The sequence below is a fragment of the Pseudomonas sp. EA_65y_Pfl2_P78 genome (genome assembly GCF_963970495.1).
Lineage (GTDB): Bacteria > Pseudomonadota > Gammaproteobacteria > Pseudomonadales > Pseudomonadaceae > Aquipseudomonas > Aquipseudomonas baetica_A.
In genome coordinates, this window is sequence record NZ_CAXAON010000013.1 from 73,613 (window position 1) to 90,730 (window position 17,118).

The following is a 17,118-nucleotide window of genomic DNA, read 5'->3' on the forward strand; positions in this document are numbered from 1 at the left end:
ATAATCCCGCCCTTTAGCTGTCTCTCGCCCGGAGTGAGGACACATACATCTTCAAGGCGCATCGCGCCTGAACGCAGACTAAAGAGGCTAGACCCCTGTGGCATTGACGATTCTTGGCCTGTCCGGCGCCCTTAGCCATGACCCTTCAGCAGCCTTGTACATCGACGGCAAGCTGGTGGCGGCGGCTGAAGAAGAGCGCTTCGTACGCGATAAGCATGCAAAGAACCGCATGCCCTACGAATCGGCGAAGTTCTGTCTTGAACAGGCCGGTATCAAGCCGTCCGACGTTGACGTAGTTGCGATCCCGTTCGCTCCGATCAGCCTGTTCGGCAAGGCGCGCTGGCACTACGCCAAGCGTTACTGGTACGCGCCGGATCGCGCCCTGGATGCGATTCTGATGGGCAACCGCCGCTACAAGCGCTACCGCAACAAGATTGTCTGGTGCCTGGAGCAATTGGGTTTTGATCCGAAAAAGATCAAGATCGAACCAGTCGAGCACCACTTGGCTCACGCCTCCAGCGCCTACCACTGCTCCGGTTTCAAAGAAAAAACCGCGATCCTCGGTATCGACGGCAAGGGCGAGTACGCCACGACCTTCTTTGGCTACGGTGAAAACGGCAAGATCCACAAGATCAAGGAATTCTTCGACCCTGACTCCCTCGGCGGCTTGTATGGCGCGATCACCGAGTTCCTCGGTTTCGAGATGCTCGACGGCGAGTTCAAGGTCATGGGCATGGCGCCTTACGGTGATGCCAGCAAATACGATTTCTCGCGCTTGGCTTCGTTCGAAAATGGCGAATTGGTGATCAACACCGACTACGCCAACGTCATCGGCCTGCGTCGCTACAAAGAGAAGGGCAAAGGCTTCTACTTCTCGCCGAAGCTGATCGAATGGCTCGGGCCGAAACGTGAAGGTGACATCGCTGACGAACCTTACATCCACTACGCCGCGAGCATGCAAGCGCTGTTCGAGAAACTGGCGCTGCAAATGATCGACCATTACCTGGGCGATGTGCTCAAGGAAACCGGCAAACTGGCTTTTGCCGGTGGCTGTGCGTTGAACGTCAAGCTGAACCAGAAAATCATTGCTCGTGACGACATCAAAGAGCTGTTCGTACAACCGGCGTCCGGCGATGCCGGCACGGCGGTCGGCGCAGCAGCCTATGTGTCCCATGCCCGTGGCGTTCCGGTCGAGAAGATGGAGCACGTCTACCTCGGCCCGTCTTACAGCAACGAAGACGTGATCGCCGCCTGCGCCCGTCACGAGAGCAAACCGGTCTGGCGTAAGCTCGACAACATGCCCGAGCAGATCGCCAAAATCATGGTTGACGGCAATCCGGTGGCCTGGTTCCAGGGCCGCATGGAATTCGGTCCGCGTGCGCTGGGTGGCCGTTCGATCATTGGCTGCCCGAGCGTCCCCGGTGTCGCCGACCGCATCAATCATCAGATCAAGTTCCGCGAGCGCTGGAGGCCTTTCTGCCCGTCGATGCTCGACACTGTCGCCCCGCAGATGATCAAGATCGATCACCCGGCGCCGTTCATGACCTTCACCTTTGAAGTGGCTGAAGAGTGGAAGACCCGCGTGCCGGAAGTCGTCCACGAAGATGGCACTTCCCGGGCCCAGGTACTCAAGCGCGAATACAACCCGCGCTACTACGACATGATGAAGGCGCTGGAAAGCCTCACTGGAAATGGCGTATCGCTGAACACCTCGCTCAACCGTCGTGGCGAACCGATGATCTGCTCGCCGACCGACGCGCTGAACATGTTTTTTGGCTCCGATCTGGAATACCTGATCATGGAAGATATTCTGGTAGTCAAAGAAGGCACAAACGCTTATGACACGCTCGGCTGAACGCCATGTGCTGCAGTTCTGTCACGGCTATGACGGGCCGTTCCTCGACTGCGCGCGGCAGTACGCCAGCCTGTTCGCGGGCACAGGCTATCGGGTGACCACGGTCTTTCTGACCGGCGTCGCCGATAGCGAAGTCGCCGCGGCGTGTGCTTCAGATGAAGTGTTGTTCATGGAATACAGTTCCAAGGCTATTCGTGGCCTGAAGCTGGGCGCTATCGGCGATCTGCGAAAGATCGCCGCTTCACGCAACTTCAGTTTCTGTATTGCCCATCGTTTCAAGCCGATTTACATCGCCTTACTGGGTACTTCGCTGCCGGTGATCGGCGTACACCACGCGTTCGACGATTACAAACGCGGCACGCGCAAGCTGTTCGCGCACATTTTTCGTAAGCGCCTGAGTCTGCTCGGGGTGTCTGATGCGGTGCGTGACGATATGCGCCGATATCTGCCGAAGTGGCCAGCGACGCGGATTCAGACGTTGTACAACCGCATCGACGTGGCTGCATTGCAAGCCTCTCAGATGTCAGTCGGCGAGGCTCGGGAGACACTGGGGCTGGCGGCGGACGCGTTTATCGTCGGCAACGTCGGACGGCTTCACCCGGACAAGGATCAGGCCACGCTGTTGCACGGTTTTGCCGCGGCTTTGCCCGGTCTGCCGGACAACAGCCAGTTGGTGATCCTCGGCGAGGGCCGTCTGGAGCAAGATCTCAAGGCACTGGCTCGCGAGCTGGGTGTTGGCGACCGGGTGATGTTTCTCGGTCAAGTGTCGCAAGCGCGCAATTACTTCCGAGCGTTTGACGTATTTGCCCTGAGTTCTGATCACGAGCCGTTTGGTATGGTGCTGCTGGAGGCGATGGCCGCCGGTGTGCCATTGCTGAGCACAGCGTGTGGTGGGGCAAAGGAAGTGGTTGAAGGCGTGGGCATTCTGTTCCCTATGGGCGACGCCCAACACCTTGCACAAGGCCTGCAACATCTGGCGGGAATGAATGATCAACAGCGTCTTCAGTGCGCCGAGCTGATGCTCGACCGTTTACGTGAGCGTTTCTCCGACAGCGCGGTGTACGACACCTTCTGGCGTTTGCCGCAAGTTACCGATCTGGCACCGAGGGGCTGATGCTCAACCGATTTCAAGGCTGGCGCGAACGTGGCTGGTCGCCCGTTGACGCCTCCACCTATGCAACAGCCTGGCAGCGTTTTGGCGGCAGCGTCGCGACTCACCCGCTGGTGGTTGAGCGTCTGGCCGATCTGGCCGGCATCCCGGTGCGCTATCTGGCGTGGGAGCAGGACGGTGACGTCAAAGCCGCGATCCCGACCTGGGGCCGTGATCTGGCCTTATCCAAGGACGTACTCAAACGCAGCGGGAAAAAAGGCTTGTTCGACCTCGGCAACGCTGAGTTGATCTTGCCGGCTGCCGCTGATGCTCAGGCTCCGCTGCGTCATCGCGCACGCTATCTGTCGGCGCTCAACGAAAACCGTTTCAGCGGTATGAAGTTGCAGACCGAACAACTGGCCATGGCCCGTACGCCCGAAGAACTGTCGAAGAAATTTCGCTACAACCAGCGCCGCGAATTGCGTCTGCTGGAAGAGGCGGGCGGGGTGGTGCGTCCGGTCGGCGAGTTTTCCAGTGCCGAGTTGGCGGCGATCTACTGCGATCTGTTTCAGCGTCGCTGGGGCTTTCCGGCCACCGGTGCGGCGCGCATGGCGCAGGTCATCGAGCTGTTGCGCGATCTGTTGATCGGCTCGGTGATCTTCCTCAACGACGCGCCGATTGCGATTCAACTGGTCTATCGCGTTGAAGCGCCGCAATGGATCAGTGTTGAGTACGTCAATGGTGGCGTTGATCCAGAGACCCGTGAATTCAGTCCCGGCAGCGTACTGAGCTTCCTCAATACGCAAAGCGCCTGGGAGCATGCGCGGGCGCTGGACAAGCCGATGCGTTTTTCCTTCGGTCGTGCCGACCGTGAGTATAAGGATCGGTGGTGCAATCCTGTGCCGGTGTTCACCGTATGAGCCAGCTCATGAGCCGTAAACAGCAATTGCTCAAACGCCACCGGCGCAACAAGCGTATCGCTCTGCTGGTGGCGCTGATCGTAATGATCTCAGTCGGCGTGCTGGTTGCTTGGTGGCTGCCATTGTTGCTCGCGGTGCTCGGCTGGATCGCCCATGAGGCCTGGTTTGCCGATCATCTGTTCTATTCGCCGAAAGACGATTACCAGTACAGCTTTCCACCATTCACACCACAACCCAAGGTTCACTTGAACGGCGAACAGTTGCGTTTGGATGACGGCGTGATGCTGGTGGATGATGCCACGTTGATTCTGCAGGTGCGGGTCAAAAGCACTTGGCTGGGACGTTTCCTTGACCCTCGGATCGAGTTGGTTGGTGGCCCTCACCCTGATTCGCAAACCTTCGAGCGTGGCGTCAGCGGCCAGCGTTATCTGAACCTCAGTGGTCATGCACACACCCTTTCGCAGGGGCGGCTGCGCTTGCGGGGGCGTTTTTGCCGGGTGGCCGGCAAGGCGGTCCTGTGGGTGCTGGAGCAACCGGATTATCGTCGTCAGCGCGTGATGGTGATCGCGCCGCATGCGGACGACGCTGAATTGGCGGCCTACGGTTTGTATAGTCAGGCCGACGAAGCCTGGATTGTCACCCTGACGGCTGGTGAGATCGAAGCCGAACATTATCAGCAGATGGGCATGAACAAGGTCGAGGCTGCCAGGCTCAAGGGCCGTCTGCGCGCCTGGGACAGTCTGGCCGTGCCGCGTTGGGCCGGTGTGCCGCAGGAGCACTGCGTGCAGCTCGGCTATTTCTGTCTGCAACTGGCAGCGATGCAAGCCGCGCCGAATCAGTCCGTGGGCTCGCGTGAAGCCGATCTGAATGACACGCGACTGTTTCGTCAGTTGAACCCGTTCACCTTGCCCGGTGATGCCGACGGTGCGCCGACCTGGAACAATCTGCTGGCGGACCTGCGTGAGGTTCTGTTGCGCGCACGCCCGGATGTGATCGTGCTGCCGCACCCGACGCTGGATCCGCATCCCGACCACATCTGCGCCCAGCAAGCCGTGGTTGAAGCCTTGAGCCATCTTGACTGGCAACCGACGCTGCTCGGTTACGCCAACCATCTGCACGACAACGACCGTTGGCCGATGGGCGACACAGGGCAGGGAATTGCGCTGCCGCCGGCCTTCGATCCGGCCGTTCCGATGCAGCCACTGTGTCTGCCTCTGTCCATAGAGCAACAACGCGACAAGGCGATGGCGCTCGGCATGATGCATGACTTGCAACCGCCGGCATCACTCAAGCGTCGCCTGCGACGATTGATTCAGTGGCAGTTGGCCAGTAGAGTGCCGTCGGTCTACGGCGAGAATGAATTTTTCAGGAAAGCGGTCAGGCGTCAGGAGTTGTTCTGGCTTCTCAGGCGTGGTGACACTCCTGTTAAGCCGCGTTAATGACATTCGCAGACTGGACTTGCCATCGCCGTTATTTCTCTGCGCATCGACTGGCTGGCTATGGTCTGTTTTCGATTCATGAGCGTCGGGTGGCGGGGCACTTGTATCTGATGTGCAACACCGCGCTCAAGCGCGAGTGGTTCATAAAGATCAAGGACTGGCGGCAACGGTTTACCGATCAGACACATCATGCGATGGACGAAAGCGCATTCAGCCGCATCGGATGGCGATCGTCCATTATCGTATTCCCATTTCGTTTGCTGAAAACGCAACGAATGGTCTCGATTCTCTCAGCCGAATCAGGCCGAAATCAGGCGCATTGCCGCCGGTCATGCTTGGATTATCAATGCAACGGGTTTCCACGAGGGGTCTTATGAGTCAACGATCTAAGGTCCTGCAACTGCAGCCTGATTACAACATCAAGGCACATGATTTTGCCGATCTCTCCGAGCAGATCGTCAAAGCCCTGCCGACGGATCGCTATGAAGTGACCGCAGCGTTTCTGCGCGGTAAACCCGCACCCGGCGAACCGGTGAGCCGTTCTGATCATTCGGTGTATTTCGAGTTTTCCGACAAGTCGCTTAAAGGTATGCGTCTGCGGGCGATGTGGCAGTTGTACAAGTTCTGCCGCCGTGAAAAGTTCGATGTGGTGATCTGCAATCGCTTCAAACCGGTGAACATGATGCTGACGCTCAATCGTTGGCTGAAGGTGCCGTTGTGCATTGGCATTTCCCACGGTTTCGGCGAATACGACCGCTTTTATCGACGCCGCCAGACCCAGCGCCTGATCGATCGGCACTGGCGGTTCGTCGGTGTCTCACCGGCAGTCAAACAGTACCTGCTCGATTGCGACTGCGGTTTCACCGACCAGAACACTTACGCCATCACCAATGCAATCGACATCGAACAGGCCGAAGGCTTGCAGCATAGCCGCGAGCGAGCGCGCGAACTATTGGGGATCGACCCGAATGTGCGGCTGATCGGCGCGCTGGGGCGGTTGGTATCGGTCAAGGGCCACACTTATCTGTTGCAGGCTTTCGCGGCGTTGAAGGACAAGTATCCGAATACTCAGTTGGCGATCATTGGTGCCGGCCGCCTGCAGGAGCCGTTGACTGCCGAGATCGAGCAACTGGGTCTGGGTGGTCGTGCGCACTTGCTGGGTTTCAAGGAAAACGCCCTGCAATATGTGCGCGCCTTCGATATCTGGACCATGCCATCGTTAGCCGAAGGTCTGGGCCTGGCACTACTCGAAGGCATGAGCGGTCACTTGCCGGTGATTGCTTCGAACGTACCGGCCATGTTGCCGTTGATCGAAGGTGCCGGTGGCCTGGCGACCATGCCCAAGGACGTACCGAGCCTGGTCGCGGCGCTCGATACCTACCTCGCACTGTCGGATGACGAACTCAAGGCCAAGGGCGAGCAGGCCTACCGTTATCTGCAGGAGCAACACGACATTGAGGTGTTCCGTCAGGCGTACCTGGACCTGATCGACTCCGGCCTGGAACAGGCCCGCAAGGAGCAGCAGCCGTGAGCGAAGGACAAACCATGCGCGAAGAACAAACTGCAAGCGACCGGCAAACACTCGTCACCGTCATCATTGCCTCTTATAACCACGGTCCATACATTGAGGAGAGCATCCTCAGCGTCCTTGACCAGACCTACAAAAACATCGAATTGCTGGTGATCGATGACGGCTCGAAGGACGACAGCGTCGAGCGAATCACTGCGTTACAGACGCAGCACGGATTCGATTTTCGCGTGCAGCAGAATCAGGGGCTGACCAATACGCTCAATGGTGCCATCGCGCGTGCCAAGGGTAGCCTGATCGTGCCGTTCGGTTCAGACGACATCATGTACCCTGATCGTATTGCCATCCAGGTGGCCTACATGGACGGTAAGCCGGAAGTGGGAATTTGCGCCGGTAACATCGAGTTGATCGATGCCGACGGCAACCTCTATCCAGAGAAGCGCCAGCGCCGGGATGTGCCATTCCGGCGCCTGGACTTCGATGACATGTTCCTTGAGCGCAAGCCGTACCCACCGGCCCCGACCCTGATGATCCGTCGCGAGGCGCTGGAAGCGGTCGGTGGTTTTGATCCGACGATTCGTCTGGAGGACTTGTTGATCGAGTTGAAGGTGACCCGGGCCGGCTACTTTATCGATGGCCTGAGCGTCGTCATGGCGCGCTACCGCAAGCACGCCACCAATTCGTACAAGAACCATCGCTTCATGATCGAAAACATCCTGCGCACTTACGCGTTGTTCAGTGATCACCCGCTGTACGACGAAGTGCGCTACAGATTTCTCAGTTCCATGTTCCTCAAAGCGTCCAACCGCGATCACAAGCTGGCCAGGGAACTGCTGGCGCAGATTCCATTCAAGGCATGGAACAAGAAGACCTGGCGCGGATTGGCGCGGATGTATCTTTCCCCGCTGGAAAAAGACTGAGTCACAGGCCGCTCGCGATCAGTGAGCGGCTTCGTTGGCATGGCAAGTTGATCGTGAATCCGGCGAACCGGCTTCGTCCTCAATGCTCGCCTGTTGGCCCATTGCTTGCCAGCACTTGCTTTTGCAATTTATCCACTGCGGATGGCGACGCCATCGTGGCATATCCCTGTAGCAGCGCATCGAGGTGATCCTCGAACAGCCAGCGTTTGTCTACGGTGTAGCGCTGCATATGGCGCAAATTGCGCTGGCGCAGCGAGTTGCTCAATGCTGAAGGGTAGATGCACAGATCCGCCAGGTCGATCAGCCCGAACTCGCCATCCTCCAGCACAAGTACGTTGCCCAAGTGCAATGAGCGGAAATACACACCTTTTTCATGCAATTGCGCCATGAACTTGCCGAAGCGTTCCACCAGGGCCTGGCGGACAGCGGGAGCGGTGATGCTCTGCAATACCTGGCGCAGCGTGTGCCCTGGCAATGGCGCATAGTGCACGGCACTGCTGCCGTCGTCGAGGCGATACAGGTTCAGGATTTGTGGTGTGGGAATGCCCATCAGGCGCAGTTGTTCGCTGTTGACGGCGAAGCGTTCGGAGTACGGGTTGAAACTGCCAGAGGTGTACCAGCGACGACGGCGGAACAGCTTGAGGAAGCTGCCGTCGCTCAGGCACAGGACTTTGGGGCCAAGACCGTCTTCTTCAACTATTTGAGCGTCGCTGCTCAGTTGCTGAAAGTTGGCCGGTGCCAGTTTTTGAACCGGTATTGTCAGTAGACGACGTGCGCGCTGATTGATACTCAGCGCAGCGATCAGTGCCAATGGTATCCACAGCAGAAACCAGTGTTCCTTGGGGCGTGAGATGATCCCTCCACCCTCTGTCAGCCCGGCCCCGATGCCGAACACCAGCCAGGTCGAAGCGATGATAAACAACGGTTGCACACGCAAGCGCCAACTGCTCAGCAGTCCCCACGCCTGGAAGAACAGCCATGGCAGCAAACCGAATATCCCTACGTAATAGAGAACACCCAGCACAAAACTGTGCGGTTCCTCGAAGTTCACCCCAAGGCCGGGGTCGACGCTGAGGCTTGCGCTGTAGCCATGGCCGATCCATGGATGCTCGGCCACCTTAAGCAGGACCTGCCGCCAGATTTCCAGCCGGTATGAATCGCCACGCTCGATGATCATTTGCGAAAACACTGTCAGCACGGCAGCGCCACTGAGAAACAGTGCCGCTAACAGGCCCAGTGAGCGCCGATTCCAGCAGATCAAGCACAGCCACAAAGCGGCCAGCGTCAGAGCGACCAGTGGGGTTCTGGAGCCGGTGCCGATTACGGCGATAAACATGATCGCCATCGCCGGCACGCTGAGCCACATCATCTGGCGGCGCTTGCAGATCATGGTCACACTCAGCCAGTAGGCGCTGAAAAAACCGAAGAGATGCGAACTGAGCAGTGGATTGTCGAACGCCCCACCCCCGATCAGGCGCATGCCCGGTTCATACACTCGTGCAAACGTGAACAGAAAGAAAGTCGTGGCAATCAGTGCGACCAATGCGGCGGTGAACAGCAAGGGTTGCAGGATGTCGCTGCGATAGCGCACCAACAGATAGCAACCGACAAACAGCAGCAGTGTATGCAATGGCGGTTTGAGCTTCCCGTCGAAGGGTTCACCCGACGGTCCCCAGGCAAGACTGAGCAAGGCCCAGGCAACGAACACGATGGCTGCGATGAAAATCGGTTCGCCCAGCAGCGCCCTGAGTTCACGGGGGCGCAGGCACAGCGCAATCAGCGCCGGAATGCTGAACAGCCCGTAATACAGTTTGTGAAGCTGACTTCGGCCCGGCAAAAAGAAAAATGCACAGAGGAGCAAGAAATAGCCGGTTGGAAGAATCCACCGGCTAATGAAATCGAAAACTCGATTGGACGTACTGCTGAAGCCGCGAAGTTGCATGCTGTGAGATTCAATCCTGAAGTTGATCGGCCATTCGGGTGATGGCTATTTGATGCTGAAAAAGATGCCTAACAATAACAGCCTTTCACCGATTGCCAGAACCCTTGAGAAGCTGTGCTAAAGTCTGCGTCCTTTTTATCGACTTTCGCGTGATATGACCGACTCCAGTCTCGCCGCAAGCCCTTCGAGCTTGAAAATCTACTTCCGCCTGCTCGGCTACGTCAGGCCGTACATCAGTTTGTTCCTGATCAGCATTGTCGGTTTTTTGATTTTCGCTTCGACGCAGCCGATGCTTGGCTACATCCTCAAGTATTTTGTTGACGGCCTGTCGAACCCTGAAGCGGTGCTGTTCCCCTCCGTGCCCTACCTGCGTGACCTGCAACTGCTGCAGGCCGTGCCGCTGCTGATCATCCTGATTGCTGCGTGGCAGGGGCTGGGTTCTTATCTGGGTAACTATTTTTTGGCCAAGGTATCCCTCGGCCTGGTGCATGACTTGCGGGTGCAACTGTTCAATAACCTGCTGGTCCTGCCCAACCGCTATTTCGACAAGCATAACTCCGGTCATCTGATTTCGCGCATTACCTTCAACGTGACCATGGTCACAGGGGCGGCGACAGATGCGATCAAGGTCGTAATCCGTGAAGGCATGACAGTGATCTTCCTGTTTGTCTCCTTGATGTTCATGAACTGGAAGCTGACGTTGGTCATGGTCGCGATCCTGCCGCTCATCGCTCTGATGGTGCGCACCGCGAGCAAAAAATTCCGCAAGCAGAGCAAGAAGATCCAACTGGCCATGGGCGACGTTACCCACGTGGCCTCGGAAACCATTCAGGGCTATCGTGTCGTGCGCAGCTTCGGCGGCGAGGTCTACGAACAGAAGCGCTTCTTCAATGCCAGCCAGGGCAACACCGACAAACAACTGCGCATGACCCGCACCGGTGCGATCTACACGCCGTTGCTGCAACTGGTGATCTACAGCGCCATGGCTGTGTTGATGTTCTTGGTGCTGTTCCTGCGCGGTGACGCGTCGGCCGGTGACATGGTCGCCTATATCACTCTGGCCGGCCTGTTGCCCAAGCCCATCCGTCAGTTGTCTGAAGTCAGTTCAACAATTCAGAAAGGTGTGGCCGGTGCCGAAAGCATTTTCGAGCAACTGGACGTCAAGCCTGAAACCGACACCGGTACGGTCGAGCGCGATTCGGTGACCGGTCGTCTTGATGTACGTAACCTGAGCTTTACCTACCCGGACACTGAACGTCAGGTGCTCGATGACATCAGCTTTTCGGTCGAGCCCGGGCAGATGGTGGCGCTTGTCGGCCGTTCGGGCAGCGGCAAGTCAACGCTGGCCAATCTGATTCCGCGCTTCTATCACCACGACAAGGGCGAAATCCTTATCGACGGTGTGGAAGTCGAGCAGTACAAACTGCTTAACCTGCGCCGTCATATCGCCCAAGTGACCCAACACGTGACCTTGTTCAGCGACACCGTGGCCAACAACATCGCTTATGGCGATCTGGTTGGCGCACCGCGTGAAGACATCGAGAAGGCTGCGTGTGACGCCTACGCGATGGACTTCATTTCGCAACTGCCTGAAGGCCTGGACACCCAGGTCGGCGAGAACGGGGTATTGCTTTCCGGTGGCCAGCGCCAGCGCCTGGCGATTGCCCGTGCATTGCTCAAGAACGCACCGTTGCTGATTCTCGATGAGGCAACCTCGGCTCTCGACACGGAATCCGAACGGCACATTCAAGCGGCGCTGGATCAGGTCATGAAGGGCCGCACCACGCTAGTGATTGCTCACCGTTTATCGACCATCGAGAAAGCCGATCTGATTCTGGTCATGGACCAGGGGCGGATCGTCGAGCGCGGTACTCACGATGAACTATTGGCGCAAAACGGTTACTACGCGCGTCTGAACGCCATGGGGCTCGACGCCCCGGCCGAAGACATCGCCTGACTCAGCGTTCCTGTTCGTTCATTGATGTGCCCAAATGCGCGGGCAGCCACGTAGGCGTCGCGGTGTTCAATGGCTGGCGCCCGTCATACGGGTTCGGAGAACAATTGCCGGCGCAGTTTGCCGTGGCGTTCAGGTTTTCCTCGTCGGCCCAAGAGTTCTGTCCCTGCGGAACAAGCGGGGGGGGGCGGCGGGCTTATCAGCGTGATTACGAACTGCTCGCTTATGGGTGAACAATTGTATGTACCGCTGCTGTCGAGTGTCGGATCGATACCGAAACTCTCGAGTTGTCCGAGGCAGGCCAGCAATTCGCCGCCCATTTGCTCAAAAAACAAGCAAAGACAATAGCTGTTTCATCCTGTTTCATCCTGTTGCAGCCTGTACACAAGCCTGCGCCAACCCTGTGTTAATATCGCGCCCCTGTTCATTTTGTATGTGGGTTGCTCCATGAAGTTGTCCATGCCGCGATTCGATCAAGCCCCAGTCTTGGTGGTCGGTGATGTCATGCTCGACCGTTACTGGCATGGCGGAACCTCACGGATTTCCCCTGAGGCCCCGGTGCCGGTCGTTAAAGTCGAGCAAATCGAAGATCGTCCGGGCGGTGCCGCCAACGTTGCCTTGAACATTGCCGCGCTGGGTGCGCCGGCGTCCCTGGTCGGTGTGACCGGTGACGACGAAGCCGCCGACAGCCTGAGCAACAGTCTCAAGGGCGTGGGCGTACGTGCCTTGTTCCAGCGCATTGCGCACCAGCCAACCATCGTCAAGCTGCGGGTCATGAGCCGGCACCAGCAACTGCTGCGTATCGACTTCGAAGAACCGTTCGCCACTGACGCACTTGCCCTTGGCTCGCAGGTCGATGACTTGCTTGAAGGCGTCAAAGTACTGGTGTTGTCCGACTACGGTAAAGGTGCATTGAGAAACCATCAGGCCCTGATCCAGGCGGCACGCGCCAAAAACATCCCGGTGCTGGCCGACCCGAAAGGCAAGGACTTCTCGGTCTATCGTGGCGCCAGCCTGATTACCCCGAACCTCAGTGAATTCGAAGCCATCGTCGGCGGTTGTGTCGATGAGCACGAACTCGTCAGCAAGGGGGCGACGCTGATGCACGACCTGGAACTCGGCGCTTTGCTGGTAACACGGGGCGAGCACGGCATGACGTTGCTACGCCCTGATCAGCCAGCGCTGCACCTGCCTGCCCGGGCCCGTGAGGTATTCGATGTGACCGGTGCCGGTGATACTGTGATTTCCACCCTCGCGGCAGCCATCGCAGCCGGCGAAGATCTGCCCCACGCGGTGGCGCTGGCCAACCTGGCAGCGGGCATTGTCGTTGGCAAACTTGGTACGGCGGCCATCAGCGCCCCGGAATTGCGTCGTGCGATTCAGCGTGAAGAGGGTTCCGAGCGCGGCGTGCTGGGTCTTGAACAGTTGTTGCTCGCAGTGGCCGATGCACGGGCGCATAACGAAAAGATCGTGTTCACCAATGGCTGCTTCGACATTCTGCATGCCGGTCACGTGACCTATCTGGAACAGGCACGGGCCCAAGGCGATCGACTGATCGTCGCAGTCAACGACGATGCTTCGGTCAGTCGCCTGAAGGGGCCGGGTCGCCCGATCAACAGTGTCGACCGGCGCATGGCCGTGCTGGCTGGGCTTGGGGCGGTGGACTGGGTGATCAGCTTCCCTGAAGGCACGCCGGAAAACCTGCTACGCGAAGTCAAACCGGATGTGCTGGTCAAGGGGGGCGATTACGGGATCGACCAAGTGGTCGGCGCGGACATCGTGACGGCTTATGGCGGCACCGTGAAAGTGCTGGGGCTCGTGGAAAACAGCTCGACAACGGCGATTGTCGAAAAAATCCGCAGTCGCTGATCAGATGAATTTTTGCCGTTGTGTACTGCGTGTGAACGGATTTTGCCTTGGGGATCGAGCCGTTTCCGATGATGTTGGCAAGGTTGAGTCCGCTGCGCTTGCCCGCTTACGTCGCGTGGTCAATTAACTTATGAAAGTCATGCTCCTGGTGATGGACGAGCAGCGGGTCATTCTCGACCGGCTCTACGACATCGTTCAGCAGAATTGTGATGAGTGTTTCATCTATCGTTTGAGCAAGCGGCAACAAATGAACCTGGGGCCGTTTCTGGCCTCGGTTGATTATCAAACCTTCGATCGTGTGGTGATCTTCTCCCGGGTCAAGCGCCTGACCAGACAATTGCGGGTGCTCAAGTGCATTCCCGGGTTGATCTTTCTCGAACACGACGCGTACCAGAACTACATGCCTGCCAGTAAATACCGTGGCGTGTATTCGCGTCTCTATCGTCGTCTTCCGAGTTGTCGGGCGTTGGTGTCCGGTGCCGTGGTTGCCCGCAAAATGCTGGCTGAAGGCATTGATACAGCGTTCGTTTCAAAGGGTTACGACGAACAGATGCTGCACAACACCGGTGTCGAGCGGGACATTCCCATCGGCTTTCTCGGTAGCCTGAAAAGTACCGAGTATGCCCAGCGCAAATCGCTGCTCGAGTCTTTGGTGCAGCGCACCGGCATGCTGGTGACCCGGACCGAATCGGGCTCGGAGTATCTGGAAATGCTCAATCGCATCAAGATTTTCGTCAGCGCCGACATCGGCATGAACGAATTCATGATCAAGAACTTTGAAGCCATGGCCTGCGGTTGCGTATTGCTGGCCTGGAGTCAGGGCGAAGAAGACCAGTTGCTCGGCTTTGAAGATATGCACAACACGGTGTTTTATCGCAGCGAAGCGCAAGCACTGGAAAAGATCAAACTGCTGCAGGACGACCCGGAGTTGGCGCAGCGTATCGCCAGCAATGGACAGGTGTTCGCACAAAGTCGCTATTCCTTTGCCCGTGTGGGTCAGACGTTGGCTACTGAAATCCAGCGCGAGATGCGCCCATGGCAATCGCCTTCGGCGCTCACGAGGTTCTGGGTCAAGTTGCGTTACGGAATGAAGGTGCCGTTCTGAATGATGGACGAACACATGGCGCTGGATGCGCTACCCGGCGGTGACCAGTCTGTTCTGGACGCGTTGCCTGAGCCTTTGCGCGAGTGCCTGAGCCGTGCGGCTCGTGTCGTACTGATCGCCAACAATCCGGCTATTACTGTGGCGGATTTTCAGGCGCTTAACCTTGGCGTCGACGATGTCGTGGTCAGCTTCAATACCTGCATCAAGGCAACGCTGCTCGACTCGCGGAGCGTGAATGTCTTCGTGCACGGGTACAACGCACCGGATGCGTATTTTTTCGGCCTTCCCTACGGGCCGGATGTGCAGCGGCTGTTCGAGCAGGCAAGTGAGCGCTGTTTCACCTTGCTGGTGGGCTGCGCCGCGCCGATGTGTCCGTTGCCGAGGGTAGCCATGTACTGGGATCGCATCCCCTTGCCGCCGCTATGGCACTATCCGGTCGATCGTCCGGGAGGCAAGCGTTACGTCGGGCCCTCCACGGGTTTCAACACGCTGGTGCTGTTCGATTGGTTGCGCGGCCATACCGGTTATACCTATCAGCTCATGACCCTGGGTTTTTCCAACGAGGCCGGAAAATTGTGGGGTGGCCATGCCTGGGATTATGAGCGGGACTGGCTAAGGGCGTCGGACGTCTTCGTGGTCCCTCTGCAGCCACATCGCTGGTGGCAAAAGCTGTTTCGCCAAAAATAAAAGGTGCTGTTGAGTGTTGAAAATTGCCGTGGCTTTTTTCGGGATCCCGAGAAACTCGCAAATTTGCTTTCCTTCCATCGAGCAGAGCGTATTGGCGCAGTTGCCTGTTGGCAGCGACGTGAAGTGCTTTTATCACCTGTACAAAATCGATGAAGTGCAGAACACGCGATCTGGCGAGAAAGGCGAACTGGCGGCTGACAACTATCAGCCGTTCGAGGCGATGACGGGAGCGCTGACTTCCACTGAAGACGTGTTGGAGCGTTGGGATTTCGAGCAGGTCAAAGCACAGGGCGATACCTGGGCTGATGACTATGCATCGCTGCGCAATCTGATCTTTCAGCTCAACTCACTGCATACCGTCACTACGATGATCGAAACCTTCAGTCCGGATTTTGTTGTCTTCGTGCGACCGGACATTTTTTTCCACGACCCGCTTCCCGCCTATGTGTTCAGTCACCAACAAGCCCGGCGGCACAATGCCTACATTCCTGACTGGCAGTGGTGGGGCGGGCTGAATGATCGATTTGCCATTTGTGGGCGCGATACCTACGTCGCGTATGGCAAACGGATCGAGCGCATCTTCGACTTCTGCCGCGCGACGGGAAGAAAGCTGCACTCCGAGCGCCTGCTCAAATATGCATTGCAGCAGGCGGGCACCAGGATTTGTACGCTACCGACCCAGGCCTCCCGAGTTCGAATCACCGGCGCCTTTGCCGAAGAATCGTTCTCGCCCAAGCGCGGCATGGGCAAACGCGAAAATCGTTACTTCCATTTCTTCGCAACACTGCGCACATGGATGGATCGTCGTCGCTAGTTGGCTATTTGCTCACGCGTTTCTTGCCGATGCCCACCAGGCTCAGGGCCTTGAGGCTCAATTGCTTGAGCCCTGGGCGAGGGGGTTCTGCCGGTTGCAGTCCCTGCTGCACGAGCCAGTCTTTCCAGCGAATCCGCTCTTCGCGCACGACCCACCCTTCCTGGCTCGCAAAGCTCTCGGCCAGGTAGAGTCCGCGGGTACTGGCCGGCAGGAGTTTGTCGCGCTTGAGGGTGTACAACTCGGCCACTGGCGCGCCGTCCTTGAGTGGCATCAGGTACAGGTCCGGGCGTTTGCGGTCTAGCCGCGCCACCAGTTGATCGCCCTCCAAACGCTCATCGACGTGGAACAGGCTCAGGGATTTGGCTTCCTTGGGCACCTCCAGCCGCAGGTCATAGATCAATTGCAGCGACGCGGTGGGCAAATGCACGTACGCCCGTGGACGTTCCAGCAATTGCAGATTGGCGCAACGAATGGGCCGCGCCGAGCCGGACAGCGGCGTCAGGCGAAACGGCAGGGCCTCGCGATAATGCAGCGCGGCTGAGTAGGGCGCCGGCAGCCACGTATCGTTGAAGCGCCCGCCGAGCCAGCCTTCCGGGGTTTCCAGCAGACACTCTTCGGCGATCTCTTGAATGGCGGTGTGCAGCGGGATGTTCAGTTCGTGGGCCGGCACGTAACCGGAAATCAACTTGAGCACCACGTCGCCGCGATCCTGGCGCCGCTGACGCACCAATACCCAATAGTCGCGACCCTGCCAATGCAGGGTCAGTCGCACCGACACCCCGAGGTTCGCCAGTTCCAGTGAGAAGCGCTCGGTGTCGGCCACGCTGACCGGTTTGCGCCGCTGCAGGGTCTGGGTGAAATTCAATGGCATGCCGACACTCTGATACGTCAGGCCTTCGGGCGTTGCTTCGACGAACAGTGGCAGCGTCTTGAAGTTGCTCGGGTTCTTTCTGATGAGCGTGCGCGCCATATCGGCTCCTGCTTAAGGCCGCGAA

At 58.1% G+C, this 17,118-nt stretch carries 13 protein-coding genes and 1 pseudogene; 12 read left to right on the top strand and 2 right to left on the bottom strand.

Annotated features, from left to right (window positions below; translation table 11 throughout):
* Positions 1-97 precede the first annotated feature (97 nt).
* The 7 genes and pseudogenes from AACY02_RS13000 to AACY02_RS13030 all read left to right on the top strand — a co-directional run bounded on the left by AACY02_RS13000 (position 98) and on the right by AACY02_RS13030 (position 7,752).
* The gene (locus AACY02_RS13000; protein WP_339432276.1) at positions 98-1,855 is read left to right on the top strand and encodes a carbamoyltransferase family protein; all 1,758 of its coding nucleotides are present in this window, start codon (positions 98-100) and stop codon (positions 1,853-1,855) included.
* Complete coding sequence (locus AACY02_RS13005; protein WP_339432277.1) at positions 1,839-2,969, top strand: glycosyltransferase; 1,131 nt, start codon at positions 1,839-1,841, stop codon at positions 2,967-2,969. The genes AACY02_RS13000 and AACY02_RS13005 overlap by 17 nt, the downstream gene beginning before the upstream one ends.
* Positions 2,969-3,865 carry an antimicrobial resistance protein Mig-14 gene (locus AACY02_RS13010; protein WP_339432278.1) on the top strand — a complete coding sequence of 299 codons (897 nt, stop codon included), beginning with the start codon at positions 2,969-2,971 and terminating at the stop codon, positions 3,863-3,865. The genes AACY02_RS13005 and AACY02_RS13010 overlap by 1 nt, the downstream gene beginning before the upstream one ends.
* 8 nt (positions 3,866-3,873) lie before the next feature.
* Positions 3,874-5,304, top strand: coding sequence for a PIG-L deacetylase family protein (locus tag AACY02_RS13015; RefSeq protein ID WP_339432279.1), 1,431 nt, complete (start codon positions 3,874-3,876; stop codon positions 5,302-5,304).
* A 26-nt stretch (positions 5,305-5,330) separates the two neighbouring features.
* Positions 5,331-5,694, top strand: a pseudogene (locus AACY02_RS13020) (DUF6625 family protein); the annotation flags it as partial.
* Entirely contained in the window at positions 5,678-6,835 is a 1,158-nt protein-coding gene (locus tag AACY02_RS13025) for a glycosyltransferase family 4 protein (protein WP_339432280.1), read from the top strand. The pseudogene AACY02_RS13020 and the gene AACY02_RS13025, both read left to right, overlap by 17 nt.
* A 14-nt stretch (positions 6,836-6,849) precedes the next feature.
* Positions 6,850-7,752 (top strand): glycosyltransferase, encoded by a 903-nt coding sequence (locus tag AACY02_RS13030; RefSeq protein WP_339432315.1) that lies wholly within the window; start codon positions 6,850-6,852, stop codon positions 7,750-7,752.
* 79 nt (positions 7,753-7,831) lie between these two features.
* Here the strand turns inward: AACY02_RS13030 and AACY02_RS13035 are convergent, their stop codons facing one another.
* A complete protein-coding gene (locus AACY02_RS13035; RefSeq protein ID WP_339432282.1) occupies positions 7,832-9,694 on the bottom strand; it encodes an O-antigen ligase family protein in 1,863 nt (620 codons plus the stop codon).
* A 154-nt stretch (positions 9,695-9,848) separates the two neighbouring features.
* Between AACY02_RS13035 and msbA the strand changes: the two genes are divergently transcribed.
* From msbA to AACY02_RS13060, 5 genes are all read left to right on the top strand, one after another.
* Positions 9,849-11,651 carry a lipid A export permease/ATP-binding protein MsbA gene (gene msbA / locus AACY02_RS13040; RefSeq protein ID WP_339432283.1) on the top strand — a complete coding sequence of 601 codons (1,803 nt, stop codon included), beginning with the start codon at positions 9,849-9,851 and terminating at the stop codon, positions 11,649-11,651.
* A gap of 444 nt (positions 11,652-12,095) precedes the next feature.
* Entirely contained in the window at positions 12,096-13,517 is a 1,422-nt protein-coding gene (hldE, locus tag AACY02_RS13045) for a bifunctional D-glycero-beta-D-manno-heptose-7-phosphate kinase/D-glycero-beta-D-manno-heptose 1-phosphate adenylyltransferase HldE (protein WP_339432284.1), read from the top strand.
* 130 nt (positions 13,518-13,647) lie between these two features.
* Positions 13,648-14,622: a glycosyltransferase gene (locus AACY02_RS13050; protein WP_339432285.1), complete on the top strand. Its 975-nt coding sequence runs from the start codon at positions 13,648-13,650 to the stop codon at positions 14,620-14,622.
* Positions 14,623-15,309, top strand: a complete 687-nt coding sequence (locus AACY02_RS13055) for a hypothetical protein (protein ID WP_339432286.1) — start codon at positions 14,623-14,625, stop codon at positions 15,307-15,309.
* A 13-nt stretch (positions 15,310-15,322) separates the two neighbouring features.
* Positions 15,323-16,123: a hypothetical protein gene (locus AACY02_RS13060; RefSeq protein ID WP_339432287.1), complete on the top strand. Its 801-nt coding sequence runs from the start codon at positions 15,323-15,325 to the stop codon at positions 16,121-16,123.
* Positions 16,124-16,127: 4 nt separating this feature from the next.
* Here AACY02_RS13060 and AACY02_RS13065 read toward each other — a convergent pair whose 3' ends face one another.
* Entirely contained in the window at positions 16,128-17,093 is a 966-nt protein-coding gene (locus AACY02_RS13065; RefSeq protein WP_339432288.1) for a metal ABC transporter ATPase, read from the bottom strand.
* Between the last annotated feature and the right edge of the window lie 25 nt (positions 17,094-17,118).

Excerpts from the sequence above, each read along its gene's own strand:
- AACY02_RS13005 (WP_339432277.1), top strand. The coding sequence starts at position 1,839 with ATGACACGCTCGGCTGAACGCCATGTGCTGCAGTTCTGTCACGGCTAT.
- AACY02_RS13010 (WP_339432278.1), top strand. The coding sequence starts at position 2,969 with ATGCTCAACCGATTTCAAGGCTGGCGCGAACGTGGCTGGTCGCCCGTT.
- AACY02_RS13015 (WP_339432279.1), top strand. The coding sequence starts at position 3,874 with ATGAGCCGTAAACAGCAATTGCTCAAACGCCACCGGCGCAACAAGCGT.
- AACY02_RS13025 (WP_339432280.1), top strand. The coding sequence starts at position 5,678 with ATGAGTCAACGATCTAAGGTCCTGCAACTGCAGCCTGATTACAACATC.
- AACY02_RS13030 (WP_339432315.1), top strand. The coding sequence starts at position 6,850 with ATGCGCGAAGAACAAACTGCAAGCGACCGGCAAACACTCGTCACCGTC.
- AACY02_RS13035 (WP_339432282.1), bottom strand. The coding sequence starts at position 9,694 with ATGCAACTTCGCGGCTTCAGCAGTACGTCCAATCGAGTTTTCGATTTC.
- msbA (WP_339432283.1), top strand. The coding sequence starts at position 9,849 with ATGACCGACTCCAGTCTCGCCGCAAGCCCTTCGAGCTTGAAAATCTAC.
- hldE (WP_339432284.1), top strand. The coding sequence starts at position 12,096 with ATGAAGTTGTCCATGCCGCGATTCGATCAAGCCCCAGTCTTGGTGGTC.
- AACY02_RS13050 (WP_339432285.1), top strand. The coding sequence starts at position 13,648 with ATGAAAGTCATGCTCCTGGTGATGGACGAGCAGCGGGTCATTCTCGAC.
- AACY02_RS13055 (WP_339432286.1), top strand. The coding sequence starts at position 14,623 with ATGATGGACGAACACATGGCGCTGGATGCGCTACCCGGCGGTGACCAG.
- AACY02_RS13065 (WP_339432288.1), bottom strand. The coding sequence starts at position 17,093 with ATGGCGCGCACGCTCATCAGAAAGAACCCGAGCAACTTCAAGACGCTG.